This window comes from Stenotrophomonas sp. YJH_SMC_101-4 (genome assembly GCF_059370395.1).
In genome coordinates this window covers 322,565-341,566 of record NZ_JCAFTP010000004.1, presented here as the reverse complement: position 1 = coordinate 341,566, position 19,002 = coordinate 322,565, and the positions used below count along the sequence as shown (strand labels likewise).

At 67.7% G+C, this 19,002-nt stretch carries 13 protein-coding genes and 1 riboswitch; of the genes, 7 read left to right on the top strand and 6 right to left on the bottom strand.

Annotated features, from left to right (window positions below):
• Nucleotides 1-385: 385 nt before the first annotated feature.
• Both AC5P8D_RS15805 and AC5P8D_RS15800 read right to left on the bottom strand, forming a co-directional pair.
• Nucleotides 386-3,913: a hybrid sensor histidine kinase/response regulator gene (locus tag AC5P8D_RS15805; RefSeq protein ID WP_010482758.1), complete on the bottom strand. Its 3,528-nt coding sequence runs from the start codon at nt 3,911-3,913 to the stop codon at nt 386-388.
• 96 nt (nt 3,914-4,009) lie between these two features.
• Nucleotides 4,010-7,555: a hybrid sensor histidine kinase/response regulator gene (locus tag AC5P8D_RS15800; protein ID WP_312393026.1), complete on the bottom strand. Its 3,546-nt coding sequence runs from the start codon at nt 7,553-7,555 to the stop codon at nt 4,010-4,012.
• A 166-nt stretch (nt 7,556-7,721) separates the two neighbouring features.
• Here AC5P8D_RS15800 and AC5P8D_RS15795 point away from each other — a divergent pair, with 166 nt between their 5' ends.
• Genes AC5P8D_RS15795 through AC5P8D_RS15785 form a run of 3 tightly spaced genes read left to right on the top strand, consistent with a single transcriptional unit; the run spans nt 7,722 to nt 9,513 of the window.
• Nucleotides 7,722-8,354: a YceI family protein gene (locus AC5P8D_RS15795; RefSeq protein ID WP_010482756.1), complete on the top strand. Its 633-nt coding sequence runs from the start codon at nt 7,722-7,724 to the stop codon at nt 8,352-8,354.
• Nucleotides 8,355-8,364: 10 nt separating this feature from the next.
• Nucleotides 8,365-8,937 carry a cytochrome b gene (locus AC5P8D_RS15790; RefSeq protein ID WP_010482755.1) on the top strand — a complete coding sequence of 191 codons (573 nt, stop codon included), beginning with the start codon at nt 8,365-8,367 and terminating at the stop codon, nt 8,935-8,937.
• A gap of 3 nt (nt 8,938-8,940) precedes the next feature.
• Complete coding sequence (locus AC5P8D_RS15785) at nt 8,941-9,513, top strand: YceI family protein (RefSeq protein WP_019336389.1); 573 nt, start codon at nt 8,941-8,943, stop codon at nt 9,511-9,513.
• A gap of 102 nt (nt 9,514-9,615) precedes the next feature.
• On the opposite strand, the gene AC5P8D_RS15780 is transcribed toward AC5P8D_RS15785, so the two are convergent.
• The gene (locus tag AC5P8D_RS15780) at nt 9,616-9,849 is read right to left on the bottom strand and encodes a glutaredoxin family protein (protein WP_019338792.1); all 234 of its coding nucleotides are present in this window, start codon (nt 9,847-9,849) and stop codon (nt 9,616-9,618) included.
• A 100-nt stretch (nt 9,850-9,949) separates the two neighbouring features.
• On the opposite strand from AC5P8D_RS15780, the gene AC5P8D_RS15775 reads away from it, so the two are divergent.
• Complete coding sequence (locus AC5P8D_RS15775; protein ID WP_108750776.1) at nt 9,950-11,332, top strand: L-serine ammonia-lyase; 1,383 nt, start codon at nt 9,950-9,952, stop codon at nt 11,330-11,332.
• Nucleotides 11,333-11,547: 215 nt separating this feature from the next.
• Nucleotides 11,548-12,549, top strand: a complete 1,002-nt coding sequence (locus AC5P8D_RS15770; RefSeq protein WP_495203473.1) for an alpha/beta fold hydrolase — start codon at nt 11,548-11,550, stop codon at nt 12,547-12,549.
• Between the two features lie 74 nt (nt 12,550-12,623).
• Here AC5P8D_RS15770 and AC5P8D_RS15765 read toward each other — a convergent pair whose 3' ends face one another.
• From AC5P8D_RS15765 to metX, 3 genes are read right to left on the bottom strand one after another with little or no spacing between them, the layout of a single operon-like run.
• A complete protein-coding gene (locus AC5P8D_RS15765) occupies nt 12,624-13,691 on the bottom strand; it encodes a homoserine dehydrogenase family protein (RefSeq protein WP_495203472.1) in 1,068 nt (355 codons plus the stop codon).
• A complete protein-coding gene (locus AC5P8D_RS15760) occupies nt 13,688-14,923 on the bottom strand; it encodes an O-succinylhomoserine (thiol)-lyase (protein ID WP_108756919.1) in 1,236 nt (411 codons plus the stop codon). The genes AC5P8D_RS15765 and AC5P8D_RS15760 overlap by 4 nt, the downstream gene beginning before the upstream one ends.
• Nucleotides 14,920-15,951 carry a homoserine O-succinyltransferase MetX gene (gene metX / locus AC5P8D_RS15755; RefSeq protein ID WP_495203471.1) on the bottom strand — a complete coding sequence of 344 codons (1,032 nt, stop codon included), beginning with the start codon at nt 15,949-15,951 and terminating at the stop codon, nt 14,920-14,922. Before metX ends, AC5P8D_RS15760 begins: the two co-directional genes overlap by 4 nt.
• Before the next feature lie 77 nt (nt 15,952-16,028).
• Nucleotides 16,029-16,147, bottom strand: a riboswitch (SAM riboswitch).
• A gap of 149 nt (nt 16,148-16,296) precedes the next feature.
• On the opposite strand from metX, the gene AC5P8D_RS15750 reads away from it, so the two are divergent.
• Entirely contained in the window at nt 16,297-17,181 is an 885-nt protein-coding gene (locus AC5P8D_RS15750) for a M23 family metallopeptidase (RefSeq protein ID WP_159360468.1), read from the top strand.
• 66 nt (nt 17,182-17,247) lie between these two features.
• Nucleotides 17,248-18,852, top strand: coding sequence for a peptide chain release factor 3 (locus AC5P8D_RS15745; protein WP_014038155.1), 1,605 nt, complete (start codon nt 17,248-17,250; stop codon nt 18,850-18,852).
• The last annotated feature ends 150 nt before the right edge of the window (nt 18,853-19,002 follow it).

Below are 19,002 nucleotides of genomic sequence, written 5' to 3'. Positions count from 1 at the left end.
GATCCACGCCGTGCGTGGATGAACGTCCATTAACATCGAATAGGTCGAATTGAAATCGAAACGCATCCACGCATGGCGTGGATCTACTGCAGATCGCAGAATTCTGTCGAAGGCGGGGTGGGTCCGGTTGCGGGGGCGTGAGCCGCATGGATGCGGCGACCGAGCTTACATGGGTGAGGGCGCTTTGCTTGCGAAGCACTGCTTCGCAAGCGCCCGAACGCACAGCCGCCAGCGGCTGGGCCGGGCCCCGGAGGGGGACTTGCAGCGTCCCCCGTAACCGGGCCCACCCCGCCATCCCACAGGAAGCCAGCTTTTGCTTCGGCTGTTACTGTTGCTGTTGCTCCGGCTTGCCGCAGGTGCAGGGCCGCAGGCCCTGCCGAACCCCCTACCGCCCCATGACCCTGGCGATCGCTTCCACCAGCAGCTCACCGGTCACCGGCTTGCGCAGGAAACCGCCGATGCCGGCCGCTTCCACCTGCTGCTGCAGGTCCGGATCGGTCCGCGCGGTCACGGCAAGCAGCGGCAGCATGTAGCCCTGGTTGCGCAGGTGCTGGGCCAGCTCGAAGCCACTCAGGCCCGGCAGGTCAAGATCCAGCAGGCCGACGTCGAAATCACCGGCGCTGATCTCGCGCAGTGCCGCCAGCGCATGCCCCGCATGCACGACCTCGTGCCCGCGCGCACTCAGCAACCCGCGCACCACGTCAGCCACGGTCGCATCGTCCTCCACCAGCAGTACCCGCAATGGCGGCATGTTCGCCGCGTCCTCGCGGTGCGTTTCACCATCTGCTTCGGCATTGGCATCGACCACCATCGGCAACGGCAACGTCACGCCGAAGCAGGTGCCGCGACCGAGTTGGCTCTCCACCTGGATGCGCCCTTGCATCGCATGCGCCAGTTCGCGGCAGATCGCCAGGCCCAGGCCACTGCCGCCGTACTGGGCGGCGGTACGTGCACCATCGGCCTGCTCGAAGCGGCGGAACAGGCGTTGCTGCTGCTCCTGGCTGATGCCGGGGCCGGTGTCGCGCACCTCGAAATGCAGCGATCGCAGCTCGGCGTCGCCGCGCGCGTGCAGGGTGATGGTGCCGCGGCTGGTGAACTTGACCGCATTCGAGAGCAGATTCAGCAGAATCTGACGGACCCGCATTGCATCGCCGGTGGCCTGCAGGCCGGGGGGCAGCTGGTTGTCGAGGGTGAAACGCAGGCCCTTCTGCGCCGCCAACGGCCCCATCAGCGCGGCCAGGTCCTGCAGCAGGCTGCTCAGTGCGAACGGCTTGTGCTGCAATTCCAGACGACCCGATTCGATCCGCGCAAGGTCCAGCGCATCGTTGACCAGGTGCAGCAGGTGCTCGCCGGCATGGCGGATCGATTGCGTATAGCCGCGCTGCTGCGGATCCAGAGGCGAGGACAGCAGCAGCTCGCTCATGCCCAGCACACCGGTCATCGGAGTGCGGATCTCATGGCCAAGGTTGGCCAGGAAGCGGGTCTTGGCGGCCGATGCCTGTTCGGCCAGCTCCTGCTTGTGCAGCGCCAGCTGATAGGCGTGGCGGCGCTGCAGGCGACGACGGTATAGCCAAGCGAACCAGCTGGTCAGCAGCAGCGCGAACGAGGCCAGCACCAGCAGGCCGGACAAGCTGCGCCACCACGGTGGCTGCACGCGGAATTCCAGGCTCTGCACCCGTGACCAGACATGGTCGGCCGACCGCGCCTGCACTTCCAGCCGATAGCTGCCCGGTGCCAGCCGCGAGAACAGGCGCTCACCGGCCGGTCCCACTTCCACCCAGTCCGGGTCGTAGCCGGCCAACCGGTAACGATAGGTATTGGACGCCGAATCGGCGAATGACAGCAGGCGCGCGACGATGCGCAGATCGCGGTCGCCATCGGCGATCTGCAACGGCGTGTCGTGGGTGAGGTCCAGCACCTGCTCGTTGCGGCGCACCTCCACCCGCTCGATCACCAGCGGCGCACGCCGCATCGAGGGCCGCACCTGCTCCGGGTCGAACACCACCACACCGGCCGGCGTACCCGCCACCAGATGGCCGTCTCCCGACATCACCAGCGTGTGCTCACGGAATTCCTGGCTCGGCAGGCCGTCGTGCACGCCATACAGGCGCACGCTCTGGCCATCGGCACCGATGCGCACCAGGCCACGCGCACTGGTTGCCCACGCTACCCCCTGGGCATCGACCACCAGTCCCGAGGCGGAGATCGCCGGGTAGCCCTGCTCGGCACCAATCACGGCCTGCCGCTCCAGCCGGCCCTGGCTCCAGCGGTAGCGCGACAGGCGGCCATCCTCGGACAGCCAGACCTGGCCATCGCTTCCCACGTGCAGAGCATGGATCGCGGTCGCCGGTGCACCCGGCACCGGCTGGAAACGCTCGCTTTCCGGCAGCCACTGCAGCAGGCCACGGCTGCTGGCCAGCCAGATATGGTCCTGAGGCCCGCATTCCACGTCGAGATTGAGCTGGCCCTGCTGCAATCCGCGCTGGCCATTGTCCAGCTGGCGCCGCAGGCGCCCATCCAGATCGCGCTGCTGAAGACCCGCCGACAGCATCAGCCAGAGACTGTCACCATCACAGGTCATCATCGATTCGATGACCCCTTCCATGGTCGCGTCGGCGCCGGCATCCCGGCCCCAGCGGCGCAGATCACGCCGCTTCGGGTCATAGCGCAGCAGTGCGTCGTTGGAACCGATCCAGACCTGGCCGCGGCGATCCTCGCGCACCGAGGTCAGCCAGTGCATGCCGTTGACCCAGGTGCGATGCTGTTCGATGCTGCCGGTCTTCGGATCGAAGCGGTCCAGCGCGCCGTGGCTGCCGACCGTCCAGATGCCGCCGTTGCTGGACGGGCTGGTACCCAGCACGAAAGCGTTGCGCAGCGAGCGGGGGTCGTCCTCCAGCCGCGACAGCACCGAGAACTGCCACCAACGCGGCAGCAGGTGCCAGAGGCCGGCGTTGGTGCTGGCCAGCCAGATACCACCCTCGCGATCCTCGTAGGCGCCGGTCCAGTTCGGGCGCACCGGACCACGTGCCACGGCGCTGTACAGAGGCACGGCCTGGTACTGGCCATCGACCGCCCGGCCAAGGCCGGTGCGGGTGTCCAGCCAGTGCCCACCCTGCTCGTCGCGCAGCATCATGCCCAGCACCTGCTCGCCTTCGGGCAGCTTCCAGGACGGCGCCTCGAAACGACCGTCGGGGCGACGCACGACGGCACCGGCCATCGTGCTGATCCAGAGGCTGCCATCGGGCTCGGCCGTCAGGCCATTGATCAGCTGGCTGGGAACGATGCCGGCACCGACCCGTTCAAAGTCCGTGCCGGTCCAGCGCGCGACGCCATGCTTGGTGCCGATCCACAGGCTGCCATCGGCCAGGGTTGCCAGGTACGGCACCGATGCGGCCGGCAGGCTGCGTGGGTTGTTCGCTTCGGGCAGGAAGCGCTGCAGCCGGTCCTGGTTGTCCAGGCGGTACAGACCACCTTCGTGGGTGCCGAACCAGACCGAACCATCCGGCGTGGTGGCCAGGCTCCAGACCGTGTTGGTGCCCATCAACGGCTGGCTGCTGCGGTCGTAGAAATGCAGCTGGCGGCGATCGGCCGACATCCGTACAAGACCGGCGTTCTCGGTGCCGATCCAGAGCTGGTTGCGGGCATCGACCAGCACCGTCCAGATGCGGTTGTCGCGCAGGCCGTCTTCCGAACGCCAGATCCGGTAGTTGCGCCCGTCATAGCGGGCCAGGCCGTCGTTGGTGGCGATCCAGAGGTAACCGTAACGATCCTCGGCCATGCGGTTCACGGTATTGGACGGCAAGCCGTCGAACACCGTCACCTGGCGCGGGCTCGGTGGCACCGGCTGCGCCGCAGCGGGCGACAGGCAGCACAGGAGGACCAGCAGAAGCATCGCCGCCCGCAGATACACCACCGATTGCCTCCTCACGCTGCTTCTGATGATTCCCGCACTACGGGCGTCGGCATGGTAAACCGAAAGTCGCGCCGTTCACGCCCGGCGCTGGCGCATTCAAAGGGCGGTCTGTCGTTTTGCGCGCGCCTGGGCAATGGCAGTCACCAGCATGTCACCGGTCACCGGCTTGCGCAGGAAGCCATCGAACCCAGCCGCCAGGACCTGGGTCTCAGCGTAGGCATCGGAACGTGCGGTGACCGCCACCAGGGGTAGTTCATAGCCCATGGTGCGCAGCTGGCGGGCGATGGCGGTGCCGTCCAGCGCCGGCAGATCAAGATCGAGCAGGCCCACGTCAAAGCCATCGGTGGCGATCTCCGAAAGCGCGCCCAGGCCATGCAGCACGTGCACCACGTCGTGCCCACGGCCACGCAGCAGGCCGGCGATGACCTCCGCCACGGTCGCGTCATCCTCCACCAGCAGGATGCGCAGTGGCGGCAGCATCGGCAGCACCGGCGATTCGCCCGGCGCATTGGCGGCCTGCCGGATCCAGGGCAGCGGCAGCCACACCCGGAAACGCGCGCCCTTGCCCAGCTGGCTGTCTACTTCGATGCGTCCGTTCATGGCCACAGCCAGCTCCTGGCAGATCGCCAGGCCCAGCCCGCTGCCGCCATAGCGCGACGCAGTGCGCGGGCCGTCCGCCTGTTCAAAGCGATGGAACAGGCGGTCCTGCTGCTCGGCGTTGATGCCCGGGCCGGTGTCATGCACTTCGAAGCAGAGGCCGCCGCCGTTCTCCTCCAGTCGCACGGCCAGGCCGACGTGCCCACGCTCGGTGAACTTGATTGCATTGCCCAGAAGATTCAGCAGGATCTGCCGCACGCGCATCTCGTCGCCGCTGACGCTGACCGGCCCCGGCGGATCGCTCCCACGCTGGAACTCCAGGTTGCGCTGCTTCGCCATCGGCTGCATCAACGCCTGCACCTGGTCGAGCAGGCCGGCCAGATCGAACGGGCGCAGGTCCAGCTCCAGCCGGCCGGCCTCGATGCGGGCCAGATCCAGCGCGTCGTTGACCAGCCGCAGCAGGTGGCTGCCAGCCTGCTGGATCGAGCCTGCATAGCTGCGCTGCACCGCATCCAGCGGGGTGGCCAGCAGCAGTTCGCTCATGCCGAGCACACCGGTCATCGGCGTGCGCACCTCATGGCCCAGCGTGGCCAGGAACCGGCTCTTGGCCTGTGAGGCCTGCTCTGCCAGCTGCTGCTTGTGCACGGTCAACTGCCATTGCTGGCGGCGGCGCAGGCGCGCACGGATCGACCACACCAGGATAAGCAGCAGCAGCGAGCCGATCAGCAGGTAGCCGAAGATCGCCATGCCGCTGCGCCACCAGGGTGGCAGCACCTTCACCTGCAACTGCTGCGAAGGCGTCCACGCGCCACTGGCCGTGGCTGCCTGGACTTCAATGACGTAGCTGCCGGTCGGCAGCCGCGACAACGTGCGCTGGCCGTCACCGCCCTGCTCCACCCAGTTCTGGTCGTAGCCCTGCACCCGGAAGCGGTAACGATTGCCCTGCGGATTGGCATAGGAAAGCAGTCGTGCATCGATCTGCAGATCACGATCATCCGGCCCCAGCAACAGCGTGCCGGTGGTCGGCAGTGGTTGCCAACCACGGGCATCATCGCGCCGCACGCGGACCTCGGCGATCACCAGCGACGACGGCGGCAACACGGCATCGGCAGCATTCACATCGAACACCACCAGGCCGGTCTGGGCCACCGCAAGCACGCGACCATCGGCATTCACCGCTGGCGGCCGGCTGGTGAACTCGGCATCGGGCAGGCCATCGCGTTCGTTGAACTGCTGCAGGCGGCGCGCCTTCGGGTCCCACCGCAGCAGGCCACGTGGCGTGGTCGCCCACAGGCGGCCATCTTCGGCCAACGCCAGTCCCCCCATGCTCACCGACGGCACGCCAGCACTGCCATCGATGCGCTGGATCAGGCGCAGGCTCATGCCATCCCACTGGTAGCGCTCGAGCGCGCCCTGGCGGGCCAGCCACAGCTGCTGTGGATCCACCCACACCAGATCGTAGATCAGCCCACGCGAAACGCCCGGCACCGCTTCGAAACGCCCGGCCTGTTCACGCCAGATCCCCATGTCGCCCATCACCCAGGCCTTGCCCTGGGCATCAAAGCGGATCTGCTCAACCGGTGAATCGGCCGTCTTGCGGAGATCCTCCAGCGGGAAACTACGCAGCACGCGGCCATCGGCGCTGCGCTGCTGCAGGCCCAGGTTCATCACCGACAGCCAGACCGTGCCATCGGGGGCCTGCCGCATCAGATCGATGCGCTGGCGCAGGTCGGCCCCTCCATCGATATGCCAATCGTGCAGCGCGCGGGTGGCCGGGTCGTACACGCTGATGCGGCCGGCACGCCCCAGCCACAGGCGCCCGTCCGGCCGCGGCAGCACCGACCACACCGCCCCGCGGCCGATCTCGCGATCGCTGGCCAACAACTTCAGCACTCCCTGCGCGTCCAGCTGGTACACGCCATGCGCTGAGCCGACGTAGTAATTCCGGCCATCACTGGCTGCACTCAACAGGTACTGGCTGTCCAGCGGCTTGCCGTCAAGCTGGTTCCAGATCGAAAACCGGCGCCAGTCCGGCGGCAGGTAGGCCAGGCCCTGGGTCAGCAGCGCCACCCACAATCCGCCCTCATGGTCCTGCATCAGATCAAGCACACCGCTCTGGGCAGTGAGGAAACCACTGCCACGGTCGCCGTCGAGCCGCCGCAGCATGCTGGCATCTCCGCGCAACAGGCCATCGGAGGTGCCCGCCCAGTAACCCCCCTGGCGATCGGCCAGCACCAGTGCCGAACGCAGGCGTGCACTGTCGGTCCAGCGCGGACGACTGACCCGGTCCTGCGCGTCGATACGGTAGAGGCCGTCGTTCTGGCTGCCGGCCCAGATCGAGCCATCGGGGTCGCGGCTCAGGCGCAACACACTCAGCGCCCCCAGTTCGCGCGGCGCGACAGCCTCGAATCCAGTGCCGTTCCAGCGCGCAATGCCCGCCTCGGTGCCGATCCACAGGCGCCCCTGCGCATCGACCAGGCTGCTGTAGATGGTATTGCTGGGCAACCCGCCAGGACGGGCCGGATCATGCTCGAAGAAGCGCAGGCTGCCGTCTTCACCGAAACGGCAGACGCCATGGCCACTGGTGCCGATCCACAGTGCATCCTCGGCGTAGGCCAACGTCCAGAACTGGCTCATGCAGGGGCCGTTGACCGCATCGAAGGTCTTGAAGTGCTCGCGGTCAGCATCCAGCCGGGCCACGCCCTTGCCATTGATGCCGACCCAGACGCGATCCAGGGGATCGACCAGCAGGGTCTCGATCTCGTTGCCGGGCAGCGATCCCGGCTGCTCCGGATCATGTTCCCAGACCCGCAGGCTGCCGCCGTCATAGCGCACCAGGCCACCATCAGTGGCAGCCCATATATGGCCCTGGCGGTCCTCGGCCAACGCCAGCACCATGCGCGAGGGCATGCCTTCGGCGGCACCGAAACGGCGCAGGCGCGGTGTTTCCGCCATGTCCAGGGCCGTGGCCGCCGTGGCGAACGCCATCAGCAGCAGCCCCATTCCCGCGATGCCTCGGCACCACCGGCGCCAACCGCTCGTCATCCTGAACCCCCTGTCCTGTCCCGATTGTCACACAGGGCCGGCTTCATGGCTGCAACAGCCTGTTTCCAGCGGTGGACCCACCACGAACTGTTGCAGCCATGCACGCAACGTTGGCAGGGGGCTGTGCGTATGATCGCAACGTCCCCCTTTCCGGAGCCCGCCATCGATGCGTCCCTGCCTGGCCCTGCTGCCGATGCTGCTCGCCACCGCCCCCGCCTGGGCGGATGCAGATACCTATCGCCTCGATCCGGTGCATACGCGTGTGCTGTTCACCATCGACCACGCGGGTTACTCGCAGGCGATGGGCACGGTCTCCGGCAGTGAGGGCCGCCTGCAGTTCGATCCCGACAACTGGCGCGAGGCCACACTGGATGTCGAGGTCCCCGTGTCGCGACTGGACCTGGGTGATGCCAAATGGAACCAGGCCACGCTGGCCCGCAGCCTTCTGGATGGCGAGCGTTTCCCGAAGGCACATTTCGTCTCCAGCCGGGTCGAACCGATCGATGCCAGGCGCGCCCACGTGATCGGCACCCTGACCCTGCGCGGGGTCAGCCAGGAGATCACGCTGGACGTGACGCTCAACGCCATCAAGCGCTATCCCCTGCCCCCGTTCCGACGCACCGCCGGTTTTTCCGCCAGCACCACGCTGAGCCGGCGCGCGTTCGGCATCACCGCCTGGCCGGGCGTCATCGGTGATGCAGTACAGCTGAGGATCGAGGCTGAAGCCACACTCGACCGCAGCGACGCCCCGGGAACTCCCGCTCCCGTTCCACACTCCGACCCCAAGACGGCCCCCTAGAGGACCCTTCATGACCGCCAAGAACACCCCCGCCGCCTGGGGGAGTGTCAGCCAGATCCTGCATTGGTTGATCGCATTGCTGATCCTCGCCCTCGGCGTGGTCGGCCTGACCATGGGCGAACTGCCCAAGACCCCCAAGTATTTCTGGGTCTATACCGCGCACAAGTCGATCGGCATCACCGTGCTGGCGCTCGTACTCTTCCGCCTCGGCTGGCGCCTGTATGCCGGTGCCCCCAAGCCGGTGCCGGGCGTGCCCAGCTGGCAGGAGCGCATCGCCAGTGCCACCCATGTGCTGCTGTATGTGCTGATGTTTGCCATCCCGCTATCGGGCTGGCTGTACGACTCGGCCAGCGGCCTGCGCCCGTTCCGCTGGTTCGGCCTGGTCGACGTGCCCAAGCTGAGCGGCCCGGACCCGCAGGTCGTTGCGGTGTCCCATGCCATCCACGAATACGGCTTCTGGCTGTTGATCGCGGTGGTGCTGGCCCATGCCGGCGCTGCCTTCTACCACCACCTGTTCCAGCGCGATGCGACCTTGTCCCGCATGTTGCCGCGTGGCTGGCTCACCTCCCCTCAGAAGGACTGACCGATGAACCTGAAACTGACCACTCCGGCCGCCGTGGCCGCCGCCCTGGCCGGCATGCTGGCCACCGCCCCGGTGCTCGCCGCCGACTACGCGCAGGCCCCCGGTGCCGGTTCGATCCTGGTGTTCGCGACCAAGTACGACGGCGAAGTGTTCACCGGCAGCTTCCCGGGCTTTGCCACCAAGCTCAGCTTCGACCCGGCCAACCCGGCCGCCGGTTCGCTGGACGTGGTGATCCCGCTGGCCGGCGCCAAGAGCGGCAACAGCGACCGCGACTCGACCCTGCAGACCGCCGACTTCTTCAACGTCGGCAAGTTCGCCACCGCGCGCTACACCGCCAAGGGCTTCCGAGCGGTGGGCAACGACCAGTTCGCCGCCGACGGCACCCTGGAACTGCGCGGGGTCAGCAAGCCAGTCACGCTGACCTTCACCTGGAAGCCGGGCACCCAGCCGGTGCTCACCGGCAAGGCCACCGTCAAGCGCCTGGACTTCGGCGTCGGCAGCGGTGACTGGGCCGACACCAAGACCATCCCGGACGAAACCGCGATCAGCACGATCGTGAAGTTCGACGCGAAATGAGCGATGGGCCGGGGCACGGCCCCGGCCGCATCCTGTAGAGCCGAGCCATGCTCGGCTGCCGTCCAGGTCGCGCTGCGCGCGTCAGCCGAGCATGGCTCGGCTCTACAATGAGCTTTCAGCCAGCCAAGCCTTAACCGTGGCCGCGTCGAACGGCCAGTCCAGCTCACGGTCACCGCGCTCGTCGCGCAGCACCGGCACCCGCGCGCCGTAGCGCGGCTCCAGCGCCGGCTGGTCATCCAGGAACACCGATTCGAACTCCGGCGCCCTGGCCTTGGCCAGCTCGGCCAGGGCCATGTCGCACAGGTGGCAGTCGTCACGCTGGAACAGAGTCAACACCGGATGGGACCCCTTGGCGGAAATGCTGCGCCGCAGCCATGGAAGTGCGGCATGAACCGCTAGAATAGCGGCCTCTTCCGGTACCCGCAGTACGGCAACCATGGCTGTCAGCACGTTCGACGTTTTCAAGATCGGCATTGGCCCGAGCTCCTCCCACACCGTCGGGCCAATGAAGGCCGCCGAACGCTTCATCCACCGCTGGCTGCTGGACCCGGGCCGCCTGCACGAGGTGGCGCGCATCCGCGCCGATGTCTACGGCTCGCTGGCCCTGACCGGGCGCGGCCACGGCACCGACAAGGCCATCCTGCTGGGCCTGGAAGGCCAGCGCCCGAACCTGATCGACCCGGACATCATTCCGGCCACGCTGGAACGCATCCGCAGCAGCAAGCGCATCCTGCTGATGGGCCAGCACGAGATCGCCTTCGACGAGAAGCGCGACCTGGGCATGAACAAGCGGCAGAAGCTGCCCTACCACACCAACGGCATGCGCTTCACCGCCTACAACGCCGACGATGAAGTGATCGCCACCCGCGACTATTACTCGGTGGGCGGCGGCTTCGTGGTCAACCAGGACGATGCCGCCGACGACCGCATCGTGCCCGACGAGACCCCGCTGCCCTACCCGTTCAAGAGCGGCGACGAACTGCTGGCGCAGACCGCGCGCAGCGGCCTGAGCATTGCCCAGCTGATGTTCGAGAACGAGAAGTGCTGGCGCAGCGAAGAGGAGATCCGCGAGAAGCTGCGCGAGATCTGGAGCGCGATGCAGTCGTGCGTGGCACGCGGCATCCGCGAGGAAGGCGTGCTGCCCGGCGGGCTGAAGGTAGGCCGTCGCGCACCGGCGCTGTACCGCGAGCTGTCCTCCAAGCCCGAGGCCGCCATGCGCGACCCGCTGACCACGCTGGACTGGGTGAACCTGTACGCGCTGGCGGTGAACGAAGAGAACGCTGCCGGTGGCCGCGTGGTGACCGCGCCGACCAACGGCGCCGCCGGCGTCCTGCCCGCCGTGCTGCATTACTTCGACCGCTTCTGCCCCGGCGCGAACGAACAGCGCGTGTTCGACTTCCTGCTCACCTCGGCGGCAATCGGCATTCTGTACAAGGAAAACGCCTCGATTTCCGGCGCCGAAGTGGGCTGCCAGGGCGAAGTGGGCGTTGCGTGTTCGATGGCTGCCGGCGGCCTGGTCGCTGCGCTGGGCGGCAACCCCAGCCAGATCGAGAACGCTGCGGAAATCGGCATGGAACACAACCTGGGCCTGACCTGCGACCCGATTGGCGGGCTGGTGCAGATTCCGTGCATTGAACGCAACGCCATGGGGGCGGTGAAGGCGATCAATGCCTCGCGCATGGCCATGCGTGGCGACGGCAAGCACAAGGTATCGCTGGACAAGGTGATCAAGACCATGCGCGATACCGGCCGCGACATGCAGGACAAGTACAAGGAAACCAGCCGCGGTGGTTTGGCGGTGAACGTGATCGAATGCTGATCACGTGCGTGGGGTAGAGTCGACTGTCAGTCGACTGCTCTACCGGCAGGCCGCGAGATCCCGCGCTACGCGCGATAGTCGACTGACAGTCGACTCTACAGGCAGGCTGCGTGAACCCGCGCTACGCGCGATAGTCGAGCAAGCTCGACTCTACCGGCGGCAGCGGCGGTAACGTTTTGCGGTTAGGCTCGGGGTTCCCTGCCACGGAGAACCCCATGCGCCTGGTCGCTGCCGCACTGCTTTCCTGCCTGCCCCTGTCCGCACTGGCCGCGCCGCCCCCGACCTACGGTGCGCGGCTGGAGGGCTTCGACTACGGCTATCCGGTGAAGACCTTCAGCCTGGAATCGCAGCAGCAACCGCTGGAGATGGCCTACCTGGACATCGCGCCGAAGAAGTCTCCCATCGGCGTGGTCGCGCTGCTGCATGGCAAGAATTTCTGCGCCGCCACCTGGAAGGAAACCATCAAGCCGCTGGTGGCCGCCGGCTACCGGGTCATTGCCCCCGACCAGGTCGGCTTCTGCAAATCCAGCAAGCCCGAGCGCTACCAGTATTCGTTCGGGCAGCTGGCAGCCAACACCCACGCCCTGCTGCAGCACCTGCAACTGGGCGAACTGCCGGTCCACCTGGTCGGCCATTCGATGGGCGGCATGCTGGGCGTGCGCTACGCGCTTACCTATCCGCAGGATCTGCGCAGCCTGTCGCTGGTCAACCCGATCGGGCTGGAAGACTGGAAGGCGCTGGGCGTGCCGTGGCGCAGCGTGGATGCGTGGTACGCCGGTGAAATGAACATCAGCTATGACAGCATCCGCCGCTACCAGCTGGACGTCTACTACGACGGCAAATGGAAGCCGGCCTATGAAACCTGGGCACGCATGCAGTCGGGCATGTACGCCGGCCCGGGCAAGCAGGCGGTAGCCTGGAGCCAGGCGCTGACCTCGGACATGGTGTTCAACCAGCCGGTGGTCTACGAACTGAAGAACCTGCAGGTGCCCACCACACTGTTCATCGGGCAGAAGGACCGTACCGCCATCGGCCGCGACCAGGCACCGGCGGAACTGAAGGCGACGCTGGGCAATTACCCTGCACTGGGCAAGGCGGCGGCCGCCGCCATTCCCGGGGCAACGCTGGTGGAATTCGCTGCGCTGGGGCATTCGCCGCAGGTGCAGGATCCGAAGCAGTTCAATGCCGCGTTGCTGAAGGCGTTGAAGACGCGTTGACGGCGGTCCGCCGGGCATGGCCCGGCGCTACCGGTGCGCCATCCAGGTAGCGCCGGGCCATGCCCGGCGATGCCTCAACCCACGATGCGCAGCACATCATCCAGCAGGGCCGCCGCCGTCACTTCGGCACCGGCCCCGGGCCCCTGGATCAGCAGCGGCTGCTGGCGGTAACGATCACTGTGGATGGCCACGCGGTTGTCGGTGCCAGCGCCCTGTGCCAGCGGATGATCGGCGGCCAGCTCGCGCAGGCCCACCTGTGCGCCCTGCGCATCCACGCGACCGACGAAGCGCAGCACGCGGCCCTGCGCGTGCGCCTGCTGCCAACGCGCCTGCAGCGGCGCATCCAACTGTTCCAGTGCAGCCAGCGCCTGTTCCAGCGGCAACGCGGCCAGCGCTTCAGGCACCAGCGATTCCACCTGCACCTGTGCGGCGTCCAGCGCCAGACCGCTGCTTCGCGCCAGGATCAGCAGCTTTCGCCGCACATCTTCACCGGACAGATCCACCCGCGGGTCCGGCTCGGTGTAGCCCGCCGCCAGCGCTTCGCGTACCGCGGCCGAGAACGGCGCTTGGCCGTCGTAGCGATGGAACAGCCAGGCAAGTGACCCGGACAGCACGCCCTCGATGGCATGGATGTGGTCACCGCCGGCCACCAGCGCGCGCAGGCTGCTGAGCAGCGGCAGGCCGGCACCGACCGTAGCGCTGTCGCCGTAGCGCGCACCACTGTCGGCGCAGCTGTGGGCGATGGCCTGCGCACGCGCCAGCTGTGCACCACGGCCCAGCTTGTTGGCGGTGACCACGTGCACGCCCCGCGCCAGCCACTGCACGTGGCGTGCGGCCACCTCTTCGCTGGCCGTTGCATCCACCACCACGTCACCGCGTTCCAGGCCTTCGGTACCGGCCCAGCGCGGCGCGCCCTGGCCGTCGCGCGGGGCACGCCGCGCCAGTTCCAGCGGCACCGCCAGATCGCGATCGATGGCCAGTGCGGTGCGCGAATTGGCCAGCCACTGCACGCCCGGCAGTGTCAGCCCACGTGCCTGCAGGGCCTGGTAGCGCTGCACGAAGGCCGTGCCCACCGTGCCGGTACCCAGCAGTGCCAACCGGCCTGTGGCAACGGCGGGAAGTTCAGCGGCCACTGCGCTCATGCATCCACCACCTGTTTGCGGCGTGCGGCATGGTCGATCGCCGCTTCGGCGCGCTGCAGCGCCGCGTCCAGGTCGGCCAGCAGGTCCCGTTCGGCCTCGATGCCGACCGACAGACGCAGCAAGCCCTCGCTGATCCCAGCCGCGGCACGGGCTTCGGCGGTCATCGCCGCATGGGTCATGGTGGCCGGGTGCGCGACCAGGCTTTCAACACCGCCCAGCGATTCGGCCAGGGTGAAACAGCGCAGGCCATCAACGAAGGCGCGCACCGCCGCATGCGGATCGTCGCCTTCGCAGTCGGCCAGTTCGAAGGACAGCATCGCGCCGAAGCCACTTTGCTGGCGCGCGGCGATGGCGTGGCCGGGATGATCGGCCAGGCCCGGGTAGTAGACCCGCGCCACCGCCGGGTGTGCGTCCAGCAGCGCGACGATGGACGCGGTGTTTTCCTGGTGCACGCGCAGGCGCGCATCCAGCGTGCGCAGGCCGCGCAGGGTCAGGAAGGCATCGAACGGCGAACCGGTCAGGCCCAGCGCATTGCCCCACCACACCAGCTGTTCATGCACGGCCGGATCGCGCGCGATCACCGCGCCACCCACCACATCGCTGTGGCCATTGATGTACTTGGTGGTGGAATGCAGCACCAGGTCGGCGCCGAAGGCCAGCGGCTGCTGCAGTGCCGGCGACAGGAAGGTGTTGTCCACCACCACCAGTGCGCCGGCCTTGTGTGCGGCTTCGATCACGAAGCGCAGGTCGGTGATGCGCAGCAGCGGGTTGGACGGCGTTTCCACCAGCACCAGCTTCGGCTGGGTGGCCAGGGCCTGGGCCAGCGCGCGCGGATCGGTCAGATCAGCGGTGACCAGTTCGAAGTGGCCCTTCTTGGCCAGCGCGTTGAACAGGCGCCAGCTGCCGCCGTAGGCATCGTGCGGCACCACCAGCGTATCGCCGGGCTGCAGCAGCGCGTTCAACACCAGATTGATGGCGCCCATGCCCGTGGCGGTGACCACGCCACCTACGCCGCCTTCCAGTTCGGCTAGGGCTTCGCCCAGCAGATCGCGGGTGGGGTTGCCACTGCGGGTGTAGTCGTACTGGCGCTTGTTGCCGAAGCCTTCGAAGCTGAAATTCGAGGACAGCACGATCGGTGGGGTGACCGCACCGTGGGCGGTGTCGCGGTCGATCCCGGCGCGGACCGCGGCGGTGGTGCGGCTACAGGACGGCTCGGTGGCGTGCAGGCTCATGCGGTCTCTCCAGAAGTGCGGAAGGCGGTAGCGAGGATCGCGTCGATGCGATCGGTTTCTTTCAGGAAGGCATCGTGGCCGTAGGGCGAGCGCAGCACGCGCAGGCTGCCGCGCGGGCCCAGGCCCTCGACCAGGCCGACCAGGTCGGCCAGCGGCACCAGGCGGTCGCCTTCCACGGCCACCACCACGGTCGGCGGCAGGATCGCGGCGGGGTCGACGCGGTGCAGGTCGATCGATTCGGACAGGCGCAGGTAGGCGGTCACCGGTGTGCGCGCGACGTACTGCGCGCCGGCGGCGTCGAGATAGTCTTCGGCGGCCACGCGCACGCGGCCGTTGATCACTTCCGGCGCGGCATCGAAGCGCTCGCCGAATTCTTCCGGGGTGCGGTAGCTGAGCATGGCGAACTGCCGGGCCAGCGCCAGGCCATGATCTTCGCCGCACTGCAGCTGGCCCAGCGCGACGGCGCGGCGCTGCAACGCGCGCCAGGCGGCGGCATACGGGTGCGGGCGATGCGCACCGCTGGCCAGCACCAGCTGGCGCACGCGGGCACGATGACGGATCGCGAACTGCTGGCCGACCAGCGCGCCATACGAATAGCCGACGAAGGCTTTCAGCGCGCGGATGCCGAGATGATCCAGCACCAGCGCCAATGCGTCGGCCTGATCGGCGGTATCGATCGGCACGTCCAGCGCACCGTCGGCGCCGATGAAATCGAACGCCAATACGCGCAGCTGCTGCGGATCCAGCGTGCGCCCCCTGCCGACCAGCTCTTCGGCCCAGCCCTTCTCGCTGAACTGTGCGTTGGAGGCCACATGGCGATGCGCGGAGATGCCGCCGGCCAGTACCACCACCGGCGCGTTGGCCGGGCCGACCCACTCGTAGCGCAGGCGCACCGGGCTGGGGCCGGCATGACGCATCGACAGCACCGCGGCGAACTCACCGCGCTCGGCATGCACACGGTCTTCGACCGGCACGCTGACGGGGACAAAGGGTTCGGGGCGAACGGCGGTACTGGTGGCGAAGCTCATGGCGGGATCCGGTTGGGGAATCGGCCATCGAGCCTTCGCGGGGCCCGCGTTCGAGATGCACGTGTGGTGCATGGTTCGAACCATCTTTCGGTGGACGCCACGGTCCCCGCAGGATTTGGCACCTACGCGGACGCTTGCGCGCCTGCGGGCTGCCCCGGCTTCAAAGGGCCTGTCCCTCTGCCGGTCTCGATGGTGAGGCCACGATGCCAGCCCTTCCGCGCACTGTCAATCCCTTCATGCGGATAAAGCGATGAATATTTTCGTCCCGGGTATGCGAGGGGCGTCGCGGTTGTCCCGTTCAGGATCCGGTACAGTCCCGGCGGTCCCTGCCGCTGGAACCCCCCGATGCCACGCCTGCCCCTGACCTGGCTGCTGCTGCCCCTGCTGGCGAGTGCGACGGCCAGCGCCGGCGACTGGCGCCAGGGCTGGGGACTGGTGCCTCCTCCCGCTTCTGCCGCCCGCGCAGGCGATGCCGAGGCTGCCGCACCGATGGCCCAGCTGCGCCTGCAACCGGTCGGTACGCAATGGCAGGCGCGGATCGACAACGGGCTGGCAGGGCCGCTGCAGATCCAGCTGCGCGCCGCCCCCGGACACCCGGTCGAAGGCCTCCCGGTCGAGTCGCTCATCCAGGGCGACAGCAGCCTGGTGGTCGGCCACCTGCCCGCCCCGATCGATGGCCGCATGCTGGATCTGCGACTGCAGTCGGTGCCGGGCAACCCGGCCGCACAGGCCGAAGATGTCGCCTATCGCCTGCCGTTCGATGCGGCCCGCCTGCGTGTGGACCAAGCGCCGCAGGGGCGATTCAGCCATGACGACGAGGAGAACCTCGACGCGGTCGACTTCGCACTGCCGGAGGGCACCCTGGTGCTGGCCGCGCGCGAGGGCACGGTGATGCAGATCCAGGATGGCTTCCGTGGCAATGGCCAGGACCGCGTGCGCGATGGTGCCCGTGCCAATTTCATCCGCGTGCTGCACAGCGACGGCAGCATGGCCCTGTACGGCCACCTCCAGGACGGCGGCATGCGCGTGCGCCGCGGCCAGGCGGTGGGAGCCGGGCAACCGATCGGCCTGTCCGGCAACAGCGGCTACAGCACTGCGCCGCACCTGCACTTCGTGGTGCAGGTCAACCGCGGCATGGGCCTGCGCTCGGTGCCGGTGCGCATCTTCGCCGAGCAGGGACAGCTGCAGTTCGCCCGCCAGGGCGAAGCAGACGGCGGTACCGGGCGCTGACCGGCCCCGGCCGGTATAATCGGGCGCTTATCTCTTTGAATAGCGCCCCGGGCGGGCGCCACTGCCATGTCCGAAGTCGCCAACGAAGCGTCGCGTCGCCGCACCTTCGCCATCATTTCCCACCCTGACGCCGGCAAGACCACGCTGACCGAAAAGCTGCTGCTGTTCGGAGGCGCGATCCAGATGGCCGGTTCGGTCAAGGGCCGCAAGGCCGCCCGCCACGCCACCTCCGACTGGATGGCACTGGAAAAGGAGCGCGGCATCTCGGTCACCTCCTCGGTGATGCAGTTCCCGTATGAAGGCAAGATCGTCAACCTGCTCGACACCCCCGGCCACGCCGACTTCGGCGAGGACACCTACCGCGTGCTGACCGCGGTGGACTCGGCGCTGATGGTGATCGACGTGGCCAAGGGCGTGGAAGAACGCACCATCAAGCTGATGGAAGTGTGCCGCCTGCGCGATACGCCGATCATGACCTTCATCAACAAGCTCGACCGCGAGGGCAAGGACCCGATCGAGCTGCTGGATGAAGTGGAAACCGTGCTGGGCATCCAGTGCGCCCCGGTCACCTGGCCGATCGGCATGGGCCAGCGCCTGAAGGGCGTGGTGCATCTGCTCACCGGCGAAGTGCACCTGTACGAACCGGGCCGCAACTTCACCCGCCAGGACTCGACCATCTTCCCGTCCATCGATGCCCCCGGCCTGGCCGAGAAGATCGGTGCACAGATGCTGGCCGACCTGCGCGACGAACTGGAACTGGTGCAGGGCGCCAGCCACCCGTTCGACCTGGACGCTTATCGCGCCGGCAAGCAGACCCCGGTGTTCTTCGGCTCGGGCGTGAACAACTTCGGCGTGCAGCCGCTGCTGGACTTCTTCGTCGAGCATGCGCCGTCGCCGCAGGCACGCTCCACCACCGGCCGCGAGATTGCCCCGGAAGAGAACAAGCTGACCGGCTTCGTGTTCAAGATCCAGGCCAACATGGACCCGCAGCACCGTGACCGCGTGGCGTTCATGCGCGTCTGCTCGGGCCGTTTCAGCGCCGGCATGAAGACCTTCCACGTGCGCACCGGCAAGGAAATGAAGCTGGCCAACGCCCTGACCTTCATGGCCAGCGATCGTGAAATCGCCGCCGAAGCGTGGCCGGGCGATGTGATCGGCATCCACAACCACGGCACCATTTCCATCGGCGATACCTTCACCGAAGGCGAAGCGGTCACCTTCACCGGTATTCCGAACTTCGCCCCGGAGCTGTTCCGTCGCGCACGCCTGCGTGATCCGCTCAAGCTCAAGCAGCTGCAGAAGGGCCTGGCCCAGCTGTCCGAGGAAGGTGCGACCCAGTTCTTCCGCCCGCTGACCAGCAACGACCTGATCCTGGGTGCGGTCGGTGTGCTGCAGTTCGACGTGGCCGCGTACCGCCTGAAGGACGAGTACGGCGTGGAAGCCACATTCGAGCCGGTCAGCGTGACCACTGCGCGTTGGGTCCACTGCAGCAACGAAAAGAAGCTGGAAGAGTTCCGCGAGAAGAACGCACTGAACCTGGCACTGGATGCGGCCGGCCACCTGGTCTACCTGGCACCGACCCGGGTCAACCTTCAGCTGGCGCAGGAACGCTCGCCGGACGTGCGCTTCTCGGCCACCCGCGAAGCGGCGCATACGGTTTCGGTGGGCTGATGCCACGCGGTCGGATCCCTTTCCGCAGGAAAGGGCTCTGACTCCTGCAGTGCCGGGCGTTCATCCACGCATGGCGTGGATCTACCATGGACCCGGCGCAGGCCGGCAATTCATCGACCATACGGTGACGGGCGTGCAGACGCCGCCCAT